Below are 23,190 nucleotides of genomic sequence, written 5' to 3'. Positions count from 1 at the left end.
ATTGGGTTATTCTGTGCTATAAAGCAACAATGTCTCCTTGACCCTTATGGTGTCAGTTGGTATAAATCGCAGTTCATTTGCTGCACCGGTAGTGCAGGGTAGATGTCCAACATAACAATTTGCCTGTACTAACGTATTTCTGAAACAAATAAATCAAAAGGGGTTAAGTGTGAATAAAACTGAGCTGATTGAAGCCATTGCCGCGTCTGCGGATATTCCTAAAGCGGCAGCTGGTCGTGCGTTGGACGCAGTCGTTGACAGCATTACTGGTGCCCTGAAAAATGGAGACTCTGTAGTTCTTGTGGGTTTTGGTACCTTCTCTGTAAAAGAGCGTGCAGCGCGTACCGGCCGCAATCCGCAAACTGGCGCTGAGATTAAGATTGCAGCGGCCAAAGTGCCTGGTTTTAAAGCAGGTAAAGCTTTGAAAGACGCCGTCAATTAAGCCGAATATCAGGTACTGTTGACATTCGATAACAGTGCTGGTGTTGTAAAAAAGGCGCATCCATCGGTGCGCCTTTTTTATTGAAAAGGGGCTTTTTTACTTTAATAACTATGATATCGGGCGTAGGTTGTTTTCCCCTGAATATTAGAATAGATCGCTGGAAAGTCAGGAGTAGATCACATCATGTTGCAAAGTCTTCGGGACAACTCCAAAGGGGTTATATCGGGAATATTAATTGGATTCCTGGTCATTATATTTGCGGTATCCGGATCGGAGGCATTATTTAATTTTGACCCGGCAACTAAGGGTGTGGTTAGCGTCAATGGTGAGGATATAACAGAGATAGATATCGCTCGTGCCAGCGCCAATTACAAGCGGCAAATGGCTGCGCAATATGGTGATTCCTTGCCGGCGGATTTTTTGAGTGATGAAAATATTCGTCAGCCGGTTATAGAAAATCTGATTCAGCAAAAAGTATTAACCCAGGCGGCAAAAGACGCAGGTATGACTATTGGCGATAGTTCGGTAAATCAACAGATTTTATCGACTCCACAATTCCAGGGTAGTAACGGCACATTCGATCCGAATGTTTACCAACAATTATTACGTACTGCAGGTTTTACTCCCGCCAATTACAAAAAGGCGCTCGCAGAAGATTCACTGGTCAATCAATTAAGTGCAGGCGTTGTGGATAGCAGTTTTGTTACTCCCGCGGAGCTGGAGACTATCATTGCCTTAAGCTTTCAAACCCGCGACTTTAGTTATGCAATCATTCCGGCCGCAAAAATCAGTGAAAATGTTGAAGTTTCAGAAGCTGAAATTGATGCGTATTACCAAGCCAATACTCAATCCTTCACTCATCCCGAACAGGTTGCTGTTGACTATATTGATCTCAACGTTGCTGATCTGATGGCTGGTATGGATGTTAGTGAAGAGCAGGCCCGCCGGCAATTTGAACAAAATGTTGCTGCGTTTGAGGCGCGCACCGAGCGTGAAGCGGCACATATTCTTATAGAAGATAACGATGAAGCAAAAATAACTGAGGTACGTGAGAAACTAGCCGCCGGTGAGGATTTTGCTGAGGTGGCAAAAACATACTCTGATGACCTGGGCACTCGTGAGCAGGCGGGCGACTTAGGCTTTACCAGCGGTGATGCCTTTCCAGAGGCATTTGAAAGTGCTCTTGCAGCCTTGGAGGTTGGCGCTGTGTCGGCTCCGGTTAAAACTGACGCGGGCACGCACTTTATCAAGCTGGTGTCAGAGCGGGGTTCAGAGCCGCCAACCTTTGAAGAAGAGCGCAATCGTATTGTTGACCAATTGAAGCGTGCGGAAGCGGAAAATCAATTCGTTAACCTGCTCGAAAGATTGCGTGATCTTTCCTACAACGCAGAGAATCTGGCCGAGGTCGCTGAAGAGTTGGGTCTGCAGAATAAGAACACCGGTCTGTTTGGTCGCAATGGCGGTGAAGGTATAGCGGCTGAACCGCAATTTGTTACAGCGGCGTTTTCCGATGAAGTGTTACAGGAAAATAATAGTAGTGATGTGATTGAGCTTGCGCCCAATCGTGTCGCGGTTCTGAAGAAAACCGAGCATCAACAAAGCTACATCAAGCCGCTTGATGAGGTGAAAGAACAGATTACCAAAATTGTCCGCGACAATAAGGTGCAAAGCCTCCTGGCTGCGCGTGCCCAAGAGATCGAAGCGGCTGTAGCCTCAGGCAAGACCCTGGAGGCCGCTGTTGCTGACGCCGGTTATGAGGTCAAGGTTGCTGAAGCTGTAGAGCGTAATGACGTCAACGTAGATCGTGATGTGCTGCGTCAGGCGTTTAGCCTTGCCAAGCCTAAGAGTGACGCACCGATAACCAGTTCAACCCGTACATCGAGCGGGGACTACGCGGTGATTTCACTGTCCGCCGTGAACCTGGGTGGGAAAGAATTGCCTGAGGAGCAGAAAACAGCTATTGCTGCACAATTGAAAAATATTACCGGGCAGGGCGAGTACGCCAGTTACCGCGATCTTCTGCGCGAAAGCGCAAGTATTAAACGCTAGCTTACAAAAAGCCCATCGATTCGATGGGCTTTTTACTTTGGAGGGTTAAACAACCGTAAAACGATTTCGCCCGCTTTCCTTGGAGTTGTAAAGCGCCTGGTCGGCCCTTTCAATCCACGCGCGATAATCTTCTATATGTTCAGTTAACTGGCTGATTCCCAGGCTGATAGTGAACTGCACCTGTTGGCCTTCTGTATATACCACCATCTGCTCTACCGTCTGCCGGAGCCGTTCGGCGAAGACACTGGCTCCTTCGGCATTGGTACCAGTCAGGATAATCCCAAACTCCTCTCCGCCATAGCGCCCGGCAATATCCAGATCCCGGATTTGGGCTCTCATGGCTCGGCTGACTTGGCGAATCACGTCGTCGCCCACGGTGTGGCCATAGGTATCATTAACCTGCTTGAAATGATCGATGTCCAGCATGATCAGGCTGCAGGGTAGCTCATAGCGGTCAAAGCGCTTGAACTCCTGGATTAATCGGCTTTCCCAGTAGCCACGATTATACAAGCCCGTAAGATGGTCAATCCGGCTTAACTCCTGCAGTTGCCGATTGGCGGTTTGCTGGGCAAGTTTATTGACCGCTGTATCCGTGACGTCATAAATAATCAGGCAAATATGTTCAACGCGGCCTTTAGTATCAATCAGCGGGATGATCGTGCTGTTTTGATACATGTAATCTGCGGTGCCGGTGATAGGGCGGTAATGGGGGAAGCGAAAAAGGTAGGGGCGCTGTTCCCAGGTGGTAAAGGCTGCATTCTGAAGCACGAAGACAGATTGCGCTTTATGGTGAAACCAGCGCTCGGAGAGCTCTGGAAATACGGCAAAGATGTTTTTGCCGAGCACATCTTCCGGTTGCTTGCCGCTGTGGTTTTGCATAAAGCTATTCCACAGTTCGATAGTATAGTTTTTGTCCATGACTATCAGGCCGGCGTCAATGTTTTGAAGGATGTCCATAAGCCAATGGACATCCTTGAAAAAGGCACTTAAGTCTTCTCTAATAGCCATGCGTCAGGCAACGTCGACAATTAATCCAAAAGGTAATTCAGCTTTTCCACCAGCCCGGGGACTGAGTTTTCTGCAATTACCAGTAAAAGATCACAGTTAATCCGGTGATTTTCAATAGCGTAGTTTATTTCTACAACCAATGCCTGTTTCCAACGCATCTTTGTGCTCTGGAGCAGGTCGGTGATATTGCAGTGTTGCCCTAACAGCATGGGTGGGCCAAAACTGAAGTGGATATCGAGCTGCTCAGCCAAGCCTTTCAAGCATGCCCCATTCAATACATTTGCCGTATCCATCAAGAGTTCGTAGCGCGCTTTCTCATCGGGATTGCTGTCGTACTTTAGCAGCCTGGCCAGGTCGTTGTAGTCAGTATCATTGAAGATCAGCATGGTTTCGCCCGCCAATCCCCCACCGATAAACCCTTGGCAAACCCCGAACACAGCTTCGTCTGACTGACGATTAAGCGACTGAAGAGCCATCGCAATGTCGGTCGGCTTGAGTGCGCTCACATGGGGGATGGAAAGAACAACAAAGACATCTAACAGTCGCGCCAGACGGTCACCTGCTTGCCCCATTGCCACGTTGGTGATTTCTTGCAGGCAATCGCGCTGATCTTCATTTAGCAGGTTTCCGAGCATGATTATTGGCTGTCTTGTTATGTCCAGAGTGGGTATTAAGAAGCTTAGCAGCTATCCAGAGGGGTGTCTGGTACAGCGGCGACTTTTTCTCAGGGGCGTGAGACCTGGGGCGATTTTAATAGCAAGCCATATAGGCTGGGCGGGTGGTTGTCGTTACAGGTGATTGCTACTATAGCTTCGTCCGCCTGTACACATACCGTATGGGTTTATATCGGTTCTTGTGCAAGCAGCCGTTTGCGCCTTCGATAAAGCGAAATCACATTGATGCAGAAAAAATCAGCCAGTTGGATACTGATCCTCGGACTCTTGGCCGGGTGTTTCCATGACAACCGCAGCCCAGTGGAACTGGGTAATGAGAGGCAAATTCTTCATATTGGCAACGCCAGCGAGCCCTCTGACGTGGACCCCCACATAACGGTGGGTGTTCCAGAGAACCATATTCAATTGGCCCTGTTTGAAGGTCTGGTATCCAAAAGCTCCGCTACGCTTGAGGTGATTCCCGGTGTCGCTGAATCCTGGCAGGTCTCTGAAGATGGTCTGCAGTATGTTTTCCATTTGCGTAAAAATGCCCGTTGGTCAAACGGTGATCCGCTCGTCGCTGAAGACTTTGTTTGGTCGTGGTATCGAGCCTTGCTTCCCAGTCTGGGCAACCAGTATGCCTATGCGTTTTTCGGGATTAAAAATGCGGAGCGGTTCAACAAGGGGGAGCTAACCGATTTTAACCTCGTGGGTGTCAGGGCGCGGGATAAATACACGCTGGACGTAGAACTTGAACACCCGGTGCCCTATTTTCTGGAACTCCTTGATCATCACTCAATGGATCCGGTCCATAGGGCGACGATTGAAAAATTCGGCGCGCCGGGTGATCGTGGTACGGCTTGGACCAAGCCGGAAAACTTTGTGGGTAATGGGCCTTTCGTGATGAAAGAGTGGGTGCCAAACAAAGTTGTCAGCGTGAAAAAAAATCCGTTTTACTGGGATGAATCATCCATCAAACTTCAGGAAATTCATTTTTATCCCATTGATAAATCCACGACTGAAGAGCGTATGTTTCGTGCCGGGCAGTTGCATATTATTCGTCAATTACCAACGGACAGGATAGAACATTATCAAACCCATCATCCGGAGGTGTACCGTTTCTATCCTAATTTCACCACCTACTTTTATCGCTTTAACACCCGGCGTCCACCATTGGATGATGTGCGGGTTCGTCAGGCTCTGGCGTATGCCATTGACCGCCAACAAATTGTAGAACGGGTGACACGCGGTGGTCAGCCACCGGCCCGATCATTTATTCCTCCCATGCACACAGGGTATCAATCTTCTGCCGCTATGCCGGAGGATATCGAACGCGCACGTGAATTATTAGCTGAAGCGGGTTTTCCCGAGGGTAAGAATTTTCCACCCTTGACTATCCTTTACAACACGGACGAAGACCATCAAAAAATTGCGTTGGTAATTCAACAAATGTGGAAGAAGGCATTAAATATTCAGGTGAAATTGGAAAACCAGGAGTGGAAGGTTTTCTTTGCCTCCCAGCGCACGGGTAACTACGATATTGTGCGCGGGTCCTGGTCAGGCGATTTCTATGATCCGCAGAATTTCCTCGACGTATTTCGCGCAGGCAATGGCAACAACCGTACCGGTTGGGCTAATGCGCAATACGAAGCACTGATGCAGCAGGCAACGCAAACGCGGGTGCAGTCTGAGCGGTTTGCGCTGTTTCAGGAAGCAGAAGCCATTCTTCTGGCAGAGGCGCCGATCATGCCAATTTATACCTACACCAGCAACGCATTAGTCGCTGAATCGGTGAAAGAATGGCACAACAATATTATGGACTACTGGTCTTACAAGCATGTCTACCTTGAACCCACGACTGCGCCATCTGCAGGGAAGCCCTAGATAATGTGGATGTTTATTCTGAAGCGTTTTGCGCAGGCGATACCGGTTATGCTGGTTGTTATCACCGTGACTTTTTTCATGGTGCGTGCCGCGCCCGGTGGTCCATTTGATGATGAACGGGATGTCCCGCCGGAAGTGCTGAAAAACCTCAACGCGCGCTATAACCTTGATGCGTCTGTGTGGCAACAATACACAGATTATCTCGGTAATCTGCTGCGGGGCGACTTTGGCCCCTCGTTCAAATTTACCAACCGCACGATCAACGAAATGATCGGATTCGGCTTCCCGGTCACTCTGGAGCTGTCCTTTTACGCTATCGTGTTTGCGATGTGTATCGGACTATTGGCCGGGGTTATTTCGGCGCTAAAGCCGAACACCTGGCAGGACTACATGCCGATGTCCACCGCCATGCTCGGCATTTGTTTGCCGTCGTTTGTGCTGGGGCCATTACTTATTCTGGTGTTCGGTATCTGGCTTGAAGTTCTTCCTGTGTCCGGATGGGGTTACACACCGAGCGATAAAATTTTGCCCTCGGTAACCTTGGGCTTTACTTACGCAGCCTATATTGCGCGCATCAGTCGCGGTGGTATGCTGGATGTTTTATCGCAAGACTACATTCGTACCGCGCGTGCTAAAGGTTTGTCGACTTTCCGGATTGTCTCCGTCCACGCACTGCGTGGCGGATTGGCTCCTGTGGTGTCTTTTCTTGGCCCCGCTATGGCTGGATTGCTCGCCGGTTCTTTTGTGGTGGAAAGTATTTTTCAAATTCCAGGGCTGGGTCGCTATTACATTCAGGCAGCCTTTAATCGTGACTACACCATGATTCTTGGCTTTACCATTTTTTATGCAGGTTTGATTGTGGTGTTCAATTTACTGGCTGACATCTTGCTGGTGTGGCTCAATCCTAAACTGCGTCATCAACTGGCGAGTAATACCTGATGGAAGCAATCGAAAAAGGTACATCGCTGACGCAAGATGCTTTACGTCGCTTGCGCAAAAATAAAATGGCCATGGTTGGTCTGACGATCCTGCTTGGCATGGTCATTATTGCGCTGTTAACACCCTGGATTGCACCTTATGAATACGATGCCCAGAATCTGGATCTTGGGGCCAGTCCGCCGTCGGTAGCGCATTGGTTGGGTACTGATGTTTTTGGGCGCGATCAACTGACTCGTATTATGTACGGTAGTCGCGTGTCTCTGATGGTAGGTTTTATTGCCACGACTGTAGCCTTGTTGATTGGTGTTTTCTGGGGCGCGACCGCAGGTTACTTGGGAGGGCGCATTGATGCGTTTATGATGCGCACAGTAGATGTTCTCTATGCCTTGCCTTTTACTATTTTTATTATTTTATTAACCGTCATCTTCGGCAGCAGCATGCTGTTGTTATTCCTGGCTATCGGTGCGGTTGAATGGCTGACCATGGCCCGCATTGTGCGCGGCCAGGTGCTGACGCTCAAGCAACAGGAATTCATTGAAGCCGCTGTGGCGATCGGGCTTTCACCGCGCAAGATTATCGCGCGCCATTTAATTCCCAATACCCTGGGGCCAGTAATTGTGTATGCAACGCTGACTATTCCCAGTGTGATCTTGCTGGAATCTTTTCTCAGTTTTTTAGGCTTGGGCATTCAACCGCCGGCGAGTTCGTGGGGATCGCTGATTTCGGATGGTGTTGAATCTATGGAAGCCTATCCCTGGCTGCTGATTTTTCCGGCGCTGACATTATCCATTACCTTGTTCTCGCTGAACTTTTTGGGCGATGGCTTACGTGACGCGCTGGACCCGCGCGCCTCAGGGGATTAACAGATGGCATTGCTGCACGTGGAAAACCTGCGCGTTTGTTTTCATACCCGCAATGGCACAACGGTAGCCGTTGATGATGTAAGTTTTTCTCTTGCGGCGGGAAAAGTCCTTGGCATCGTCGGCGAGTCGGGTTCGGGGAAATCCGTCGCCTGTTATAGTCTGCTGGGCTTGATTCCCTCGCCACCGGGAAAAGTCGAAAGCGGAGCGGCATGGTTTGCCGGCGATAATTTATTAACCATGAATGAAAAAGCGTTGCGCAATATTCGCGGGCGCCGTATCAGCATGATTTTTCAGGACCCGATGACGGCTCTGAATCCTTATATGCGTATTGTTGATCAGTTGGTTGAGCCCTTGCGGGTGCATGCTAAGCAATCGTTCAAGGATGCGCGTGTGAAAGCCATCGCTGCACTGGAAGAGGTTGGTATTCGCGATGCAGCGGCGCGCATCAACGACTACCCGCACCAATTTTCCGGCGGCATGCGGCAACGTGTCATGATAGCCATGGCTCTGATTTCCGAGCCGGAACTGCTGATTGCCGACGAGCCCACAACGGCGCTGGATGTGACAGTGCAGGCACAAATCCTTGCACTGATCAAAACATTACAGCAAACACGTAACCTGGCTGTTATTTTTATTACGCATGACCTTGGTGTCGCGGCAATGATGGCAGATGACATCCTGGTGATGCAAAAGGGCAAAGTGGTCGAGCAGGGCGCGACGGAACACATCGTAAAGCATCACACACATCCCTACACGAAGCAGTTATTCGGGGCCGTGTTAACCTCGGCCAAGCCGGTGCCCAGTGCAGCCAGGGCAACCGAACCACCTTTTTTACAGATCAACCATCTGCACACCGGTTTCATCGCGCAGACCGGTCAATTATTTCGTAAAACCAAACAACTGATCAAAGGTGTTGATGATATTTCCCTGACGCTTCGCGAAGGAGAAATTCTGGGCGTAGTGGGTGAGTCGGGTTCGGGAAAATCGACCCTGGGGCGCAGTATTATGCGGCTGGTCGATAGTCAGTCGGGCGAAATTTTATTGCAGGGAAAAGATCTGCGCGGATTGTCCGGTCGCACGCTGAAGGTTGAACGACGCCATTTTCAGATGATCTTTCAAGATCCTTATGCATCCCTGAATCCGCGCATGACTGTATTTGATACCTTGGCCGAACCGCTGCTGCTGCATGGCATCGCTACCAAAGCGACCGTGCTTGAGCAGGTGAATCAGCTGATGGACGATGTGGGACTTGAGCGACGGTTTATCCGTAAATACCCGCACGAATTTTCCGGTGGGCAGCGCCAGCGAATTGCTATCGCGCGGGCATTAGCGTTACGGCCGAAACTGATTATTGCCGATGAACCCGTGTCAGCGCTTGATGTCACCATTCGCGCACAAATACTGGAGTTGTTGTTAACACTGACCCAGAGGCATGGATTAACCATGCTGTTTATTTCTCACGATATGTCAGTCGTACGTTATCTGTGTGATCGGGTGGTTGTCATGCACAAAGGTAAGATCGTGGAAGAAGGTGAAACGGAAAGGATATTTGCATCGCCGGTCCACCCTTACACCCGCAGCTTGCTGAGTGCTATTCCTACACTGGAGAAAGTGTAGCGAGTGTGGGTTAGCTCAAGGTGGCGCTGAGCAGTTCGCGAGTATAGTCTTGCTCTGGTTGCGTAAAAATTTTCTCGGTGCTTGCTTGTTCTACAATTTTACCGTTTTTCATGACCACGACTTGATGACTGATCGCGCGGATGACTTTTAAATCATGGCTGATAAACACGTAAGTTAACTGGTACTGCTCCTGCAGTTTGCGCAGCAGGTTGATCACCTGCACTTGCACTGCGCGGTCCAGGGCGGAGGTCGGTTCATCGAGAAAGATAATGTCCGGGTTCAGGATAAGCGCCCGTGCAATGGCAATTCGCTGGCGCTGCCCACCGGAAAACTCGTGGGGATAGCGGTGGCGAAATTCCGGATCAAGCCCTACATCTTCCATGCTTTTGATTACCGCTGTCTCAATAGCCTGCCGCGACATATCCGTATGCACCACCAGTCCTTCGGCAATAATCTGTTGCACTGTCATGCGCGGGCTCAAGCTTGCAAAAGGATCCTGAAATACCACCTGCATTTGCCGACGCAACGGGCGCAATGCCTTTTGATTCAATCCTTCTATCGCTTGGCCGCGAAAGGTGATGGAGCCCTCTGCGTTTATCAGGCGCAGCAGCGCCATGGCCAGGGTTGATTTTCCGGAACCACTTTCGCCGACAATACCCAAGGTTTGCCCTTTAATGATATTGAGCTGTGCATTATCAACGGCAACCAGAAACTGGGAAGGTTTGCGTAAAAAAGGTTTGTGCAGTGGAAACCGTACCGACAGCTTATCGGTTGTTAATAGCGTTTCGATATTGCTCGGCGGGATGATAGCGTTACCGGTTGGCTCGCTCTCCAACAACAATTTTGTATAAACCTCCGCCGGTTGGGAAAAGACGGTTTCGCAGACGCCCTGTTCGACAATCCTGCCATTCTGCATAACTGCCATGCGATCACTGAAATGACGCACAACCCCCAGGTCATGGGTAATCAGCAAAAGCGTCATTCCCATTTCCTGTTGCAACTCTTTTAGCAGGATCATGATCTGCTTTTGTACGGTTACATCCAATGCTGTGGTTGGTTCATCGGCAATAAGGACGTCCGGCTGATTGGCCAATGCCATGGCGATCATGACACGCTGGCGTTGCCCGCCGGACAGCTGGTGTGGATAGGCATTGAGTTTACCGGCTGCCTGCGGAATCCTGACGCGTTCAAGTTGGTGCAACACTTCCTTGCGTAGCGCCTCACCGCGCAAGCCGCGATGCAAGCTGATGATCTCGCCAATCTGTTTTTCAACAGTATGTAGCGGGTTTAATGCCGTCATCGGCTCCTGAAAAATCATGCCGATGCGGCGGCCACGAATTTTATTCATCGCGTTTTCATTCAACTGCAATAAATTCTGGCCTTCAAAATGAATACGGCTGGTCTCGGAGTGCGAAGCATAGGGGTAGGGAAGTAGTTGCAAAATGCTATGCGCTGTCACCGATTTTCCGGAACCGGATTCACCCACTAATGCAAAGGTCTCACCCTTGATTAACGTGATATTGACTTGCTCCACAACGCGACGCGCTTGCGCGCCGTGGCCGAAGGCCACATCCAGATTTTCTATGGTTAGGATAGGTTCACTCATCGTTTTACTGCTTGTTGATCAGTCGTGGATCAAACGCATCGCGCACGCCTTCGCCAATAAAGACGAGCAGGGTCAGCATCAGGGACAGCACGCTAAAGGCACTCAGGGCCAGCCAGGGAGCGTGAAGATTATTCTTGCCTTGCGCGACCAGCTCTCCCAGTGACGGTGATCCTGGCGGTAAGCCAAAACCGAGAAAGTCTAATGATGTCAGCGTAGTAATCGCACCGGTCAGCAGGAACGGCATGAATGTCATGGTGGCGACCATCGCATTGGGCAACACATGACGCAAGATAATTTTCGGATTGCTGACACCCAGCGCGCGCGCGGCACGGACATAATCCAGGTTGCGACCGCGTAAAAATTCTGCACGCACCACATCGACCAGCGAAGTCCAACTGAACAGCAGCATAATACCCAGCAACCACCAGAAGTTGGGCGTGATGATGCTGGCGAGGATGATCAGCAAAAACAGCACAGGCAATGAACTCCATATTTCCAGGAAACGCTGGCCGAGCAAATCAATCTTGCCGCCGTAATAACCCTGGATCGCACCGACCGTGACGCCGATCACGGCGCTGCCGAATGCCAGGACTAACGCAAATAGAATGGAGATGCGAAAGCCGTAGATAATACGCGCAACGACATCGCGCGCCTGGTCGTCAGTGCCCAGCCAGTTGCGCTGGCTCGGCGGCGAGGGAGCCGGCTGTGGTAAATTATGAATATGCGTGTTGTAGCTGTAGGGGATTAACGGCCAGAGTATCCAGCCATCGGCTTCAATCAGGTCTTTGATATACGGATCACGATAATCTGCAGCGGTATCGAAATCGCCGCCGAAGGTAGTTTCCGGATAATAGGTAAACGCGGGGAAATAAAAATCATCCTGATAGCTGATCAAAATCGGCTTGTCGTTGGCGATCAGTTCTGCTCCCATACTGATGGTAAACAGAATCGAAAAAATAATCAGACTCCAATAGGCGCGCCGGTTTTTGTAAAACGTCAACAGGCGGCGCTGGCTGATGGGGCTCAAACGGTCAATCCAGCGCATCATCAATGCTCCCTGCTTTGAAAGTCAATGCGCGGGTCAACCCACACATACACCAGATCGGAAATCAGTTTGATAAATAAACCGAGCAGGGTGAAGATAAACAGGGTGCCAAAAAATACCGGGTAATCGCGATTGGTCACTGCTTCAAAACTCAGCAGCCCCAAGCCATCCAATGAAAAAATAACTTCAATCAATAACGAACCAGCGAAGAAAATACTGATAAAAGCGGCGGGAAAACCTGAAATGATAATCAGCATGGCATTGCGAAACACATGGCGATAAAGCACCTGGTTTTTGCTCAGGCCTTTCGCTTGTGCGGTGACGACATACTGTTTGTTTATTTCATCCAGAAAGGAATTTTTGGTAAGCATGGTCAGGGTAGCGAACCCGCCAATGGTGTAAGCCGTCAAGGGTAGGGCAAGGTGCCAGAAGTAATCCGCGATTTTACCCGGCAGGCTCAATTCATCAAAGTTGCTTGAGGTAAGGCCGCGCAAGGGAAACCAGTCAAAATAGGTGCCTCCTGCAAACACAACAATTAACAGAATGCCCAGCAAAAAGCCGGGAATAGCGTAGAGGATAGATACGATAGTGCTGCTAAGCACATCAAAATGGCTGCCGTGGCTGACTGCTTTGCGAATACCCAACGGAATGGAGATTAAATAAATCAGCAGGGTACTCCACAAACCCAGGGAGATCGAAACCGGCAGCTTCTCAATGATCAGATCCAGCACGTGGGCGTTGCGATAGAAACTCTCACCGAAATCCAGCGATACATAATTTTTGAGCATGATCCAGAAGCGTTCATGGGCCGGTTTGTCAAAACCGTACATCGTCTGGATGCGTTCGATAATGTGAGGGGGAATACCGCGGGCAGCATGGTTATCTGATTGGGCAGCGGGCACGCCGGCGATATTGGCGTGCTGCATCCGATAAATCATTTGTTCTACCGGTCCGCCCGGTGCCGCCTGGACGACAACAAAATTGATCAGCATGATGCCGAACAAGGTTGGCAGCATTAATGCCAGGCGGCGAAAAATATAATTGCCCATATTTGCCTATTAAGACGGTGAATTACTTTCTGCGGGCACTAATACGTTTAGCCTTTGCTGGATCTACCCACCAGGTGAGAATTCCAGTGTTGAAGGTTCGGTCAAATGCTGGTGCAATTTCCGGTTGCTCGAATTTGTCCCAATACACAAGACGGTGTTCAATCAGGTTCCAGTGAGGCACCATGTAGTGATGGTGCAGTAGCGCTCTATCAAGGGCGCGGGTGCGTACAATGAGTTCTTCGCGGTTCGGTGCATTGATAACCAGTTCAATCAACGCATCAATCGCTGGGTTTTTAATGCCCATGTAATTACTCGAGCCGGGAGTGTCTGCCGCGCTGGAGGACCAATAATCCCGCTGCTCGTTACCGGGTGACTGCGACTGACCGATGGTCAGGCTGGTCATGTCAAAGTCATGCCCCTGCACACGGTTGATAAATTGTGATATATCAACAACACGTACATTCATCTCAATACCAAGACGCTTCAGATTTTGAACATAAGGGTTCAGCACTCGCTCAAATGAAGGGTCGCGTTCGAGATATTCAATAATGATCGGTTTCTGAGTCTTGGGATCGATCAATTTGCCGTCTGCAATCTTGTAACCGGCTTCGCTTAATAACTGTTGGGCCTTGCGCAGATTAGCGCGGTTATTGCCACTACCGTCAGTAACCGGGTTTTTATAGGGAATGGTAAAGACGCTGGCCGGGAGTTCTTTTTTAAGAGGTGTCAATATTTCCAGTTCACGACCTTCGGGTAAGCCGCCAGAGGCCAGGTCCGAATTAAAGAAGTAACTATCTGTACGGGTATAAGAGTCGTAAAACAGGTTGCGATTGGTCCATTCATAGTCAAAGGCGTAATTAAGCGCTTCACGAAATTTAATATTGTCGAAAGGCGCGCGCCGCAAATTCACGATGAATGCTTGCATGCCGCGAGGGCTATAATCACGAATGGTCTGTTTTTTCAGCAGCCCCTCTTTGGCAGCGGGGATGTCATAGTTAGTAAACCAGGATTTGGCGATACGTTCGTAACGAAAGTCCAATTGTCCCGCTTTTAATGCCTCGATCGCTACGGTGTCATCGCGGTAATAATCGATAATGATTTCGTCGAAATTGTAGTGGCCCCGATTCACCGGTAAATCTTTCCCCCAATAATCCGGGACCCTCTCAAAGACGATAGAGCGGCCGGCATCCACGCGTTTGACTTTATAGGGGCCACTTCCAAGTGGCGTGTCGAGGCTGCTCTGATCAAAGGCTTTATCTTTCCAATAATGAGCAGGCAACACGGGTAATTGGCCTATGATCAAAGCCAGCTCTTTATTTGTCGTACTTTTGAAACTGAATTTCACGCGCTGGTTGTCGAGTGCTTTAGCTTCCTTGATGTCAGCGTAATAGTATCCGTAGAGTGGTGCTCCTTTGGTCGTTAAGGTATTAAACGAAAAGGCAACATCATCAGCGGTAATTTTTTTACCATCGTGGAACCTGGCTTTGGGGTTCAGGTGATAGATCACCCAGCTGCGGTCTTCCGGGTACTCAATTTTTTCGGCGACCAGGCCATATTGGGTAAAAGGTTCATCCATTGATGCAGTGGTGAGGGTGTCATAAATTAGTGCGATATTGCTGGCTGGGGTGCCTTTGGTGATAAACGGATTAAGACTGTCGAAGGTGCCTATAGCGTGTTCCTTCAGGCTGCCGCCTTTCAGCGCATTGGGCGATGCATATTCGAAGTGTTTGAAATCAGCAGCGTATTTGGGTTCACCATGCATGGCAATAGCATGGCTAACGACGGTTTTTGTTTTTTCAATTGTTTCTTTTGAGGTTGCGTCAGCAGCCATCACCGAACTGGAAAGCAACAGGAAGCAGGATGATAAATAGTTAACAACACGAGAGTTGAACAACCGGGTGTAATTCATACTTGCTCCGATAGTAAATTAACCGTCACGCTTAATTGACGTGCTGTTCATGCACGTACAAGGTCAGCGATTGCCCTGGATGAATATAGCTGGCATCTTTCACGGAATTCCAGCTGAGAATATCTTTGGTCGATAAGCGAAAACGATTGGCGATGCTGTACAGTGTGTCGCCGCGCTGAATTTGATAAACGAGCTTATGTAGACCATTTTCGGCCACAACAGTTTTATCGACAATGGCACTGGCTTTATTGGATACCAAGAGTTTTTGTCCAGGCTTCAGCACGGTTTTTGCGCTGATGTTATTCAATCTTGTCAGCGTTTTCACGCTGGTGTCATAGCGGCGGGCGATAGTCCATAAATTATCACCGGAGCGAACAGTATGGTATTGGGTGCCGGCGCCCGGTTTCTTCTTGCCGTAGCCGTACATCAGGTCCTCGGAGCTGGTGTATTCGGGCATGGTAATCGCGGCACTGGGAACCAACAACACCTGGCCGATGCGGATGTTGTTATTTTTTAGTCGGTTAACCGATTTGATTGCGTCGACCGTTGTTTTATAACGGTGCGCAATCGTGCCGAGCACATCACCCTTAACCACCTTGTGTTCACTCCAGCTGATCGGCGGAAGCTTGGGCATGTTGTCGAGTTGGCTGGTAAAGTTTTCGGCATCTGCTACGGGTACCAACAGGATATGTTCGCCCGAGGGGGCGGTGAGCCAGCGGTTATAGCCAGCGTTGAGGTGTTGCAACTCCGTTAAATCAATGTCCGCCATTTTGGCGGCCTGCATCAGATCAATCTGTGAATCCAGATTAATCTTGGTGAAATAAGGGTCGTTAGGTATTTCGTGCAAGCTGACGCTGTAAGCTTCCGGGGTGCGAATAATTTGTGAGAGTGCGAGCAGGTGAGGAACGTAAGAGCGGGTCTCTTTGGGCAGGGATAGCGACCAGAAATCAGTGGGCTTACCCGCTCGGTGATTTTTTTCAATGGCACGTCGCACTCGACCTTCACCGGAATTGTAAGCGGCCAAGGCTAATAGCCAGTCGTTATCGAACATGGCATGCAAACGTTGCAGATAACGGATCGCGGCGTCGGTTGAGGCAACCACATCGCGGCGGCCGTCGTACCACCAGTTTTGCGTCAAGCCAAAATTTTTACCGGTGCCAGAGACGAACTGCCAAATACCGGCGGCCTTGGCCCGGGAGTAAGCGAAGGGATCGTAGGAACTTTCTATCATGGGCAACAGCGCCAGCTCCAGCGGCATATTGTTGTTTTCCATTTCGGAAACCACGTAATGCAGATAGCGTTGGCTGCGCTCGGTGACCCGGTCAATGTGGGCCTGATTATTGGCATACCACTTTAAGTGCGCATCAATTTGCGCATTGCTTATGATCGGCAGGCCGTAACCACTGCGGATGCGGGCCCAGATGTCGACGTACTCAATGTCAGTAGCCTTATTAATCTCCTTGGCGATCTTGTCTTCCAGGTCGGCTCTTTGGTCCGGGTCAATGTGATATTCATCAGATTCAAAGTCGGGCAGGGGCTGGATGAGTTCACTGGTATTGGCTGTTGATTGTGGTTTAAGCAGATTACAGGCGGATAGTGAAAACAGGACCAGGGAGAGGGTAAATAGTCGCAGACTGGGGTGGCGATTAAACATTATCATTGAGTCACGTTGATTTTGTTGGATTTATCGGCGCCGCTCTCCCTGAATCGACTGGTTGAAAGCGATTCTATGTGCAACATCCGGAGTGGTCAATCAAGCATAGCGAGGGATGAGACGTACATAACTTGTTCAGGCCTGATCTTTCCAGCGCCGGATCGCGGCAAAAACACTCGCATCCGAGGTTAATTTAGAACCTATATGCTGCTCGGCAGCGCCTTTAATGGCAGGCAAATGACAACGCAGAAAGGGATTGGTGCGTCGCTCAATTGCTATGGTGGAGGGCAGGGTACTGAGGTGTTGCTGGCGTATCTGTTGAACTGTTTGAAGGCGCTCAGTCAGTGCCTTGTTATCCGGCTCAACCTGCACGGCAAACTGTAGATTGGCGAGGGTATATTCGTGAGAACAATACACCAGCGTGTCTTCAGGTAAGGCAGCGAGCTTGTTAAGCGATGCCAGCATCTGCTCAGGCTGTCCCTCAAACATCCGCCCGCAGCCCCCGGCGAACAGGCTGTCGCCGCAAAACAGTTTTGCCGGTTGGCTGGCGGTATGTTGGTTGGCGGTATACAGATACGCCAGGTGGTCCAGGGTATGCCCGGGCACGGCCAATACTTCAAGGCGGAGGCTGGGTAATTCGAGTGTGTCGCCGTCCTGCAAGGTATGTGTGACTTGAGGAATGCGGCGGGAATCGGGACCATAAACAGGCACGGGGAAGTGCGCCAGTAACTCATCAATACCATCTGTATGATCCCAGTGATGATGAGTAATAATGATGCCGGCAAGGCGCAGTTGATGCTGATGCAGGCAATCCATCACTGGCTGGGCGTCGCCCGGATCAAGAATATAGGCATCAGGCTCTCCTGGCACCGGTTGCAACAACCAGAAATAATTGCTCTCAAGGGCCGGGATGGAGTAAACAGTTAGCACAGTTGTACCGCTCGTGTGGTGATGGCTTAACAGCAGGGGACAAGCCTAGCCTTCTCCGAGTTCAAAATAAACCGCTACCGGAGATTCATATGTCACATCAGCCGTTGGGTCCGTTGCGCCAGTTCTGGCGAAAGCACTTCGGGGTGTTGCCGGAGGAAGAGTCCATCCGGGATATGGCCAGCTGGTTCGAAACGCCGCTGGGCGAGGCTTTGCTGGTGGAAGAAGGCGAATCAATCGAGCAGGCCTTGCACTGCTTGTTCGGGTATCACCTGTTGCAAATGAGTGTGAGCCCCCGCCTGGACCTGGGTCATTCCAGCCGGATTACCCACCGGTTCTCATTGAGCCCGGTGCCGGATGCAAACCCCAGTCTTTCCGCCTTATGTGACTTTACTGAGTTGCCGCTTCCGGAAGAATCTATTGATGTTGTTTTGCTACATCACGTCCTGGATTACAGCCAAAGCCCCCATCAACTCTTGAGAGAGTCGGCCCGCGTACTCATCCCGCGCGGACATCTGGTTATCCTGGGGTTTAACCCCTGGAGTGTATTTGGCACCTGCCGGTGGTTTGCACGTTTCTTTAGTCGTAAGCCGCGCTGGCGTCATCAATCCCTGCGACTGGGGCGGATTCTGGACTGGTTGACGTTACTTGATTTCGAGTCCGTCGATATCCAGCAGGGCTTCTATCGTTTACCCTTGCAGCATCCGCGCGCCATCAAACATTTGCATTGGCTTGAACACTGGGGTAAAAGGCTGCGCCTGCCATGGGGTGGGTACTACCTGATTGTGGCGCGCAAGGAGCGCATTGCACTGACTCCACTCAAACCTGCCTGGCGCGCACTCAAGCCAGTACCGGGGCTGGGTATTACCAAATTGCACGGACGGGTTAAAAGTCCCTCCATCAAGGTCGCCAAGACCAGCCAAGAGAATAGGACAGAGTAAGTTTGAAACAGGTTGAGATATTTACTGACGGTGCCTGTCGCGGTAATCCGGGGCCAGGCGGTTGGGGTGCGGTACTGCGTTTTGGCGAGATTGAAAAGTCCCTGCATGGCGGTGAGAAGCTGACAACCAATAATCGCATGGAGCTGACCGCAGCCATTGAAGGGCTTGCGGCGCTAAAAGAGCCTTGCAAGGTGGTGCTCACGACCGATTCCGAATACGTGCGCAAAGGCATTACGGAATGGCTGGCCGGCTGGAAACGCAAAGGCTGGCTTACTGCGAGCAAACAACCGGTAAAAAATGCCGACTTGTGGCAGCGGCTGGATGAGCTGAATCAGCGCCATCAGGTGGAGTGGCATTGGGTAAAAGGTCACAGCGGACATCGCGAAAACGAGATGGCTGATGTGTTGGCCAATCGCGGTATTGATGAATTTTCACATTAACAGGGGTAAGCATGCGTCAGGTTGTACTGGATACCGAAACCACAGGTCTGGAGACTGCCCAGGACCACCGGATCATCGAAATCGGTTGCGTTGAGCTGGTTAATCGCCGCCTGACGGGGCGGCACTATCACCAGTACATTAATCCGGAGCGCGAAGTGGATGCCGGAGCGTTTGAAGTCCACGGCATCAGCAACGAAATGCTCGCCGACAAACCGGTATTTGCCCAGATTGCCGAAGATTTCCTGACATTTATCGGGGATGCCGAACTGGTCATTCATAATGCTCCATTCGATATCGGCTTTCTCGATCACGAGTTACGTAAACTTAATACAGCACATCAATCCATTACCCAGCGTTGCAAGGTGATTGATAGTCTTCTGCTGGCGCGCAGCAAGCACCCGGGACAAAAAAATAACCTGGATGCCTTGTGCAAACGCTACGGCGTAGACAACTCTCAACGTGAGCTCCACGGCGCCTTGCTCGACGCCGAGATTTTGGCTGATGTCTATCTCGCCATGACAGGTGGGCAAACCGCCCTGTCGCTGGGTGGGAACCAATCCAAGGGTGACGGCGCTGCGGCAGTCAGCGAAATTCGCCGCTTGAACCCTAATCGCCGACCCTTGCCGGTGATTCCAGCCTCTTCTGACGAATTGCACGCCCATGCGGAAAAGCTGGCAGCCATTGATAAAAATAGCGGTGGAAACTGCGTTTGGTTACATCTTGCCGATGCGTGATTTGCGAAATAATTAGCAATAATGACAATGACTTAGCAGCTTTTTATAGAAATCATATTAGAATCCTGGCCTACATGGCAGACGGCGGCGTGACAGGGTATACATTGCCGTCATCATTGGCCGGCCAGAACCAAGCAATCAGGAATATCTTGCGCTAAGCTAATCAAGCCCGGTGCGGTCATTGATCGCGCCTTTCATCTGTCAGTTTAAGGAAGTACTCGTGAGCAATAGCGAAACTCTCAATCTAGCCTCCCTGAAGATGGTTCAGGATGAACTGGTTGCCACTATTGAACAATCCGCCGTGGGGCTTGAGCAATTCGCCAATGACCGCAACAACGGTGAGTTACTGCAAAACTGCATCGACGGTATCAAACAGATTCGTGGCACCCTGAGCCTGATACAACTTAAGGGCGTCGACCTGCTGGCGGAAGAACTGGTTGAGCACATTACCGAGATTACCCTGGGCGAAGAACCCAAAACCAATCGTAAACTGGAACTGCTGACGTCAGCCTTCTTTATCCTGCCGCGCTATCTGGAGTACTGCACCCAGACCTCGCGCAGCATGGCCATGTTATTAATTCCCTATGTCAACGAGCTGCGCCAGGCGCGCAAGGCACCGCTGGTACCGGAAAGCTATTTCTATCAATACGAACCGCCAGCCAGCGTGGCGCGCCCGGCACCGGCTGCGCCGTTAAACGAAGATTTGATGGCTTTGGTGCGTCGCCTGCGCCACATGTACCAGACAGGTCTTTTAAAGGTGCTTCAGGGGGTACAGGTCAAACCTTCCCTGGGGATGATGTGCCGGGCGATGGACCGACTGGAGGCTGCAAGCGGTTCGGCGCCCCTGGGCAATTTGTGGTGGGTCGCCTCGGCAGCGTTTACCGCCATTTCAGAAAAAGATATGCAACTTACCAAAGGGCGCAAGCTGCTCTTCAGTGCCCTGGACCGCGAGATAAAACGCTTACAGATGGAAGGCAAACAATCCCTCGCACGCCAGCCGGACAAGCATCTGCTGAAAGATCTGTTGTATATCCTGGCGCTGTCTCGTGCGACGGATAACAAGGTCAGGGCGGTTGCCACGGCGTATGACATTAAACCGATTCGCTACACCGATGCCGAACTGGCGCGTGAGATGGAGTTCCTCAAGGGACCCAGTGCCAACACCCTGAACTCCATGGCTGCGGTGTTGAGTGATGAACTGCGCAGCACAAAAAATATCCTGGAGCGCGCCGCCCAAGGTGGTGCGGAATTATTAAGTGAGACCCCGGAGCTGGTCGATACCCTTAAAAAAGTAGCCGATATTCTCTCTGTGGTGGGGCTGGTCGCGCCCAGTAACAGTTTGAAGCAGGAAATTGAAAAGATCACCCATTGGCAAAAGACCAAAAAGCCGGTGAGCCCGGAGGAACTATTGGGTGTGGCGGATACCTTGTTGTATGTCGAAAGCACCATCTCAGGGCTGGGCAAGGTAAATCTTTCTGATGAAAAGCTTGCGCAGATTAATGCGTTGTCCCGCGATGATGCGATGGCTCATAGCCAGATCGCGGAAGCTGAACGCCTGGTGATTGAAGAAGCAGAATCGGGATTGGCGTTGGTCAAGCGGGCGTTAAGTTCTTTTATGGAGTCCAACTACGACAAGGGCCATATTCACAACATCGTCGGTACGCTCGACAGCGTGCGCGGTGGTATGTTTGTGCTGGGTTTATCCCGGGCCGCCAAGGTGTTGGCGAAATGTATTGAGTTTATTGAAGTGTCGTTGCTGCGCAACGAACAAATGGCCGCGGTTCAGCATATGTTGGAAACCTTTGCGGATGCCATCATCAGCCTTGAATACTACCTCGACAGTATCAAACTCGACAAAAATGCTGATACCAGCGTGCTGGAAATTGCCGAAGAAAGTCTGGAGGCATTGGGTTATCGGGTGTAACCATGGTTTTTGTTCCTGCCACACAGCCAGCTCAGGTCGCGACGGCGACCTGCTACATTCCCGTAGCAGCCGGGCACTTATTAAGTCCTATCAAGGATGGCTGGCGACCTTTTTCCCAAGCGGAATTCGCCGCTGCGCATCCTGTCATCAATAGTCAGCACTTTTTGGGTTATTTCAACCGGGCGGCCTGTTGGGCGGTAGATGTGGAGCAGCCCGATACCCCGGAATGGCAACGGCAGGGCTTGCGCAGCTTGTTAAATAGTCTGGATGAAGGGCAATTCCTGTTGGCTGGTCGCGCCCTGCAAGTGGTGCAGTGGCATCTTGACCACCAATTCTGCGGGCGCTGTGGCCGGCCCACGGTCAGCAATGACGATGACCGCGCAAAAGTGTGCTACGCATGTGAACTCAGTTTTTACCCGCGTTTGTCACCCTGTGCCATCGTGCTGGTCACTCGCGGCGACGAATGTCTGCTGGCGCACCATGCCCGATCAAAGCAATCCATCTATACCGCGCTTGCCGGTTTCGTAGAGGCAGGCGAGCGGGTGGAAGATACGATCCATCGCGAAATTTTTGAGGAGGTCGGGGTCAGGGTTCATTCGCCCCGTTACTTCCATAGCCAGCCCTGGCCTTTTCCACACCAGTTGATGCTTGGCTTCCATGTTGAATATGCCTCCGGGGACATTCTGATCGACGATAAAGAAATTCTGGATGCACGTTGGTGGCGTTACGATCAGTTGCCTCAGGTGCCGCCAATCGCTACTCTAGCGGGTCAATTGATAGCACATTTTGTTCAACAGCAGACCCAGCATAAATAATCCGACCGGGAGCAACATGTTATACACCCTCATAGCATTAGTGGTGATTACGATAGGTGGCTTTATCGCATACAAAGCGTTGGGCATTCTGCTCAAAGGCAGTTGGGTGATGGGATGGCTGCGCGGTATGTTTGGTTTGGTTCTGTTGACGGTTGCATTGGCAATTGGATTAATTGCCTATGATATCTTCCGCTATAAGCAGATCCTGCTGGAGCAAGTCATTGCCACGATCAACTTTGAGAAAATTGAAGATCAACATTTCGAGGCGATATTGGTCGATAGCAAGGGTAACGAGCACCGTTACAAGCTGCGCGGCGACCAGTGGCAACTGGATGCACGAGTTATCAAGTGGAAAGGTTATCTGGGAACCTTTGGTTTGCGGCCGGCGTACCGACTGGACCGTATCAATGGGCGTTACTACGACCTGGAACAAGAGCGCACCGCGAAACGCACGGTATATGCACTGAACGAAAGTATCTATAACCTCGATGTCTGGAACTGGATTAATAAATATCCGGATTGGGTGCCGGTGGTGGATGCAATCTACGGCAGTGCCACGTATCTTCCCATGGCTGATGGGGCGCTCTATGAAGTCTCACTGTCTAACACCGGGTTATTGGCCCGCCCGCTTAACGCGCCAGCGGAAGACGCTATAGGTGCCTGGCGCTAGCAATTCATATTCAATAAGGTA

20 protein-coding genes are annotated in these 23,190 nt (G+C 50.7%); 12 read left to right on the top strand and 8 right to left on the bottom strand.

What is annotated here, in order from left to right; translation table 11 throughout:
• Window positions 1-169: 169 nt before the first annotated feature.
• Both ACSV5M_RS03590 and ACSV5M_RS03585 read left to right on the top strand, forming a co-directional pair.
• A complete protein-coding gene (locus ACSV5M_RS03590; RefSeq protein ID WP_087465443.1) occupies window positions 170-442 on the top strand; it encodes an HU family DNA-binding protein in 273 nt (90 codons plus the stop codon).
• Window positions 443-625: 183 nt separating this feature from the next.
• Window positions 626-2,491, top strand: coding sequence for a SurA N-terminal domain-containing protein (locus ACSV5M_RS03585; protein ID WP_439174222.1), 1,866 nt, complete (start codon window positions 626-628; stop codon window positions 2,489-2,491).
• 45 nt (window positions 2,492-2,536) lie between these two features.
• Here the strand turns inward: ACSV5M_RS03585 and ACSV5M_RS03580 are convergent, their stop codons facing one another.
• Window positions 2,537-3,448 (bottom strand): diguanylate cyclase, encoded by a 912-nt coding sequence (locus ACSV5M_RS03580; RefSeq protein ID WP_439174221.1) that lies wholly within the window; start codon window positions 3,446-3,448, stop codon window positions 2,537-2,539.
• Window positions 3,449-3,519: 71 nt separating this feature from the next.
• Window positions 3,520-4,134: a histidine kinase gene (locus tag ACSV5M_RS03575; protein ID WP_439174220.1), complete on the bottom strand. Its 615-nt coding sequence runs from the start codon at window positions 4,132-4,134 to the stop codon at window positions 3,520-3,522.
• Between the two features lie 264 nt (window positions 4,135-4,398).
• Between ACSV5M_RS03575 and ACSV5M_RS03570 the strand changes: the two genes are divergently transcribed.
• From ACSV5M_RS03570 to ACSV5M_RS03555, 4 genes are read left to right on the top strand one after another with little or no spacing between them, the layout of a single operon-like run.
• Window positions 4,399-6,036, top strand: coding sequence for a peptide ABC transporter substrate-binding protein (locus ACSV5M_RS03570; protein ID WP_439174219.1), 1,638 nt, complete (start codon window positions 4,399-4,401; stop codon window positions 6,034-6,036).
• A 3-nt stretch (window positions 6,037-6,039) separates the two neighbouring features.
• A complete protein-coding gene (locus tag ACSV5M_RS03565) occupies window positions 6,040-6,975 on the top strand; it encodes an ABC transporter permease (RefSeq protein WP_439174218.1) in 936 nt (311 codons plus the stop codon).
• Window positions 6,975-7,838, top strand: coding sequence for an ABC transporter permease (locus ACSV5M_RS03560; protein WP_439174217.1), 864 nt, complete (start codon window positions 6,975-6,977; stop codon window positions 7,836-7,838). Before ACSV5M_RS03565 ends, ACSV5M_RS03560 begins: the two co-directional genes overlap by 1 nt.
• Before the next feature lie 3 nt (window positions 7,839-7,841).
• Window positions 7,842-9,455: an ABC transporter ATP-binding protein gene (locus ACSV5M_RS03555; protein ID WP_439174216.1), complete on the top strand. Its 1,614-nt coding sequence runs from the start codon at window positions 7,842-7,844 to the stop codon at window positions 9,453-9,455.
• A 10-nt stretch (window positions 9,456-9,465) separates the two neighbouring features.
• Here ACSV5M_RS03555 and ACSV5M_RS03550 read toward each other — a convergent pair whose 3' ends face one another.
• The 6 genes from ACSV5M_RS03550 to gloB form a co-directional block, all read right to left on the bottom strand.
• Window positions 9,466-11,061, bottom strand: coding sequence for an ABC transporter ATP-binding protein (locus tag ACSV5M_RS03550; protein WP_439174215.1), 1,596 nt, complete (start codon window positions 11,059-11,061; stop codon window positions 9,466-9,468).
• Between the two features lie 4 nt (window positions 11,062-11,065).
• Complete coding sequence (locus ACSV5M_RS03545; RefSeq protein ID WP_439174214.1) at window positions 11,066-12,109, bottom strand: ABC transporter permease; 1,044 nt, start codon at window positions 12,107-12,109, stop codon at window positions 11,066-11,068.
• Entirely contained in the window at window positions 12,109-13,155 is a 1,047-nt protein-coding gene (locus tag ACSV5M_RS03540; protein ID WP_439174213.1) for a microcin C ABC transporter permease YejB, read from the bottom strand. The genes ACSV5M_RS03545 and ACSV5M_RS03540 overlap by 1 nt, the downstream gene beginning before the upstream one ends.
• 22 nt (window positions 13,156-13,177) lie before the next feature.
• Window positions 13,178-15,064: an extracellular solute-binding protein gene (locus ACSV5M_RS03535; protein ID WP_439174212.1), complete on the bottom strand. Its 1,887-nt coding sequence runs from the start codon at window positions 15,062-15,064 to the stop codon at window positions 13,178-13,180.
• 31 nt (window positions 15,065-15,095) lie between these two features.
• Complete coding sequence (locus tag ACSV5M_RS03530) at window positions 15,096-16,724, bottom strand: LysM peptidoglycan-binding domain-containing protein (RefSeq protein WP_439174211.1); 1,629 nt, start codon at window positions 16,722-16,724, stop codon at window positions 15,096-15,098.
• A 129-nt stretch (window positions 16,725-16,853) separates the two neighbouring features.
• On the bottom strand, window positions 16,854-17,648 hold the full coding sequence (gene gloB, locus ACSV5M_RS03525) for a hydroxyacylglutathione hydrolase (protein WP_439174210.1): 795 nt from the start codon (window positions 17,646-17,648) through the stop codon (window positions 16,854-16,856).
• A gap of 89 nt (window positions 17,649-17,737) precedes the next feature.
• On the opposite strand from gloB, the gene ACSV5M_RS03520 reads away from it, so the two are divergent.
• From ACSV5M_RS03520 to ACSV5M_RS03495, 6 genes are all read left to right on the top strand, one after another.
• Window positions 17,738-18,586, top strand: a complete 849-nt coding sequence (locus ACSV5M_RS03520) for a class I SAM-dependent methyltransferase (RefSeq protein ID WP_439174209.1) — start codon at window positions 17,738-17,740, stop codon at window positions 18,584-18,586.
• A 2-nt stretch (window positions 18,587-18,588) separates the two neighbouring features.
• Window positions 18,589-19,026 carry a ribonuclease HI gene (gene rnhA, locus ACSV5M_RS03515; RefSeq protein ID WP_439174208.1) on the top strand — a complete coding sequence of 146 codons (438 nt, stop codon included), beginning with the start codon at window positions 18,589-18,591 and terminating at the stop codon, window positions 19,024-19,026.
• 11 nt (window positions 19,027-19,037) lie between these two features.
• A complete protein-coding gene (gene dnaQ, locus ACSV5M_RS03510; protein WP_439174207.1) occupies window positions 19,038-19,760 on the top strand; it encodes a DNA polymerase III subunit epsilon in 723 nt (240 codons plus the stop codon).
• A gap of 220 nt (window positions 19,761-19,980) precedes the next feature.
• Window positions 19,981-21,684, top strand: coding sequence for a pilus assembly protein (locus ACSV5M_RS03505; RefSeq protein WP_439174206.1), 1,704 nt, complete (start codon window positions 19,981-19,983; stop codon window positions 21,682-21,684).
• 2 nt (window positions 21,685-21,686) lie between these two features.
• Window positions 21,687-22,499, top strand: coding sequence for an NAD(+) diphosphatase (gene nudC, locus ACSV5M_RS03500; RefSeq protein WP_439174205.1), 813 nt, complete (start codon window positions 21,687-21,689; stop codon window positions 22,497-22,499).
• Window positions 22,500-22,515: 16 nt separating this feature from the next.
• Window positions 22,516-23,169 (top strand): cation/multidrug efflux pump, encoded by a 654-nt coding sequence (locus tag ACSV5M_RS03495; protein ID WP_439174204.1) that lies wholly within the window; start codon window positions 22,516-22,518, stop codon window positions 23,167-23,169.
• Window positions 23,170-23,190 lie beyond the last annotated feature (21 nt).

Source organism: Cellvibrio sp. ARAG 10.3, from assembly GCF_051846955.1.
Taxonomy (GTDB): Bacteria; Pseudomonadota; Gammaproteobacteria; order Pseudomonadales; family Cellvibrionaceae; genus Cellvibrio.
Note: the sequence above shows the minus strand (reverse complement) of the source record. Positions and strands in the feature narration are given on the sequence as shown.

What these genes read in the sequence shown, in the direction of transcription:
- ACSV5M_RS03550 (WP_439174215.1), bottom strand. Translation starts at nt 11,061, where the DNA reads ATGAGTGAACCTATCCTAACCATAGAAAATCTGGATGTGGCCTTCGGC.
- ACSV5M_RS03530 (WP_439174211.1), bottom strand. Translation starts at nt 16,724, where the DNA reads ATGATAATGTTTAATCGCCACCCCAGTCTGCGACTATTTACCCTCTCC.
- ACSV5M_RS03540 (WP_439174213.1), bottom strand. Translation starts at nt 13,155, where the DNA reads ATGGGCAATTATATTTTTCGCCGCCTGGCATTAATGCTGCCAACCTTG.
- ACSV5M_RS03570 (WP_439174219.1), top strand. Translation starts at nt 4,399, where the DNA reads ATGCAGAAAAAATCAGCCAGTTGGATACTGATCCTCGGACTCTTGGCC.
- ACSV5M_RS03585 (WP_439174222.1), top strand. Translation starts at nt 626, where the DNA reads ATGTTGCAAAGTCTTCGGGACAACTCCAAAGGGGTTATATCGGGAATA.
- ACSV5M_RS03520 (WP_439174209.1), top strand. Translation starts at nt 17,738, where the DNA reads ATGTCACATCAGCCGTTGGGTCCGTTGCGCCAGTTCTGGCGAAAGCAC.
- ACSV5M_RS03575 (WP_439174220.1), bottom strand. Translation starts at nt 4,134, where the DNA reads ATGCTCGGAAACCTGCTAAATGAAGATCAGCGCGATTGCCTGCAAGAA.
- ACSV5M_RS03560 (WP_439174217.1), top strand. Translation starts at nt 6,975, where the DNA reads ATGGAAGCAATCGAAAAAGGTACATCGCTGACGCAAGATGCTTTACGT.
- ACSV5M_RS03545 (WP_439174214.1), bottom strand. Translation starts at nt 12,109, where the DNA reads ATGATGCGCTGGATTGACCGTTTGAGCCCCATCAGCCAGCGCCGCCTG.
- ACSV5M_RS03535 (WP_439174212.1), bottom strand. Translation starts at nt 15,064, where the DNA reads ATGAATTACACCCGGTTGTTCAACTCTCGTGTTGTTAACTATTTATCA.
- ACSV5M_RS03580 (WP_439174221.1), bottom strand. Translation starts at nt 3,448, where the DNA reads ATGGACATCCTTCAAAACATTGACGCCGGCCTGATAGTCATGGACAAA.
- ACSV5M_RS03565 (WP_439174218.1), top strand. Translation starts at nt 6,040, where the DNA reads ATGTGGATGTTTATTCTGAAGCGTTTTGCGCAGGCGATACCGGTTATG.
- dnaQ (WP_439174207.1), top strand. Translation starts at nt 19,038, where the DNA reads ATGCGTCAGGTTGTACTGGATACCGAAACCACAGGTCTGGAGACTGCC.
- ACSV5M_RS03555 (WP_439174216.1), top strand. Translation starts at nt 7,842, where the DNA reads ATGGCATTGCTGCACGTGGAAAACCTGCGCGTTTGTTTTCATACCCGC.
- ACSV5M_RS03495 (WP_439174204.1), top strand. Translation starts at nt 22,516, where the DNA reads ATGTTATACACCCTCATAGCATTAGTGGTGATTACGATAGGTGGCTTT.
- nudC (WP_439174205.1), top strand. Translation starts at nt 21,687, where the DNA reads ATGGTTTTTGTTCCTGCCACACAGCCAGCTCAGGTCGCGACGGCGACC.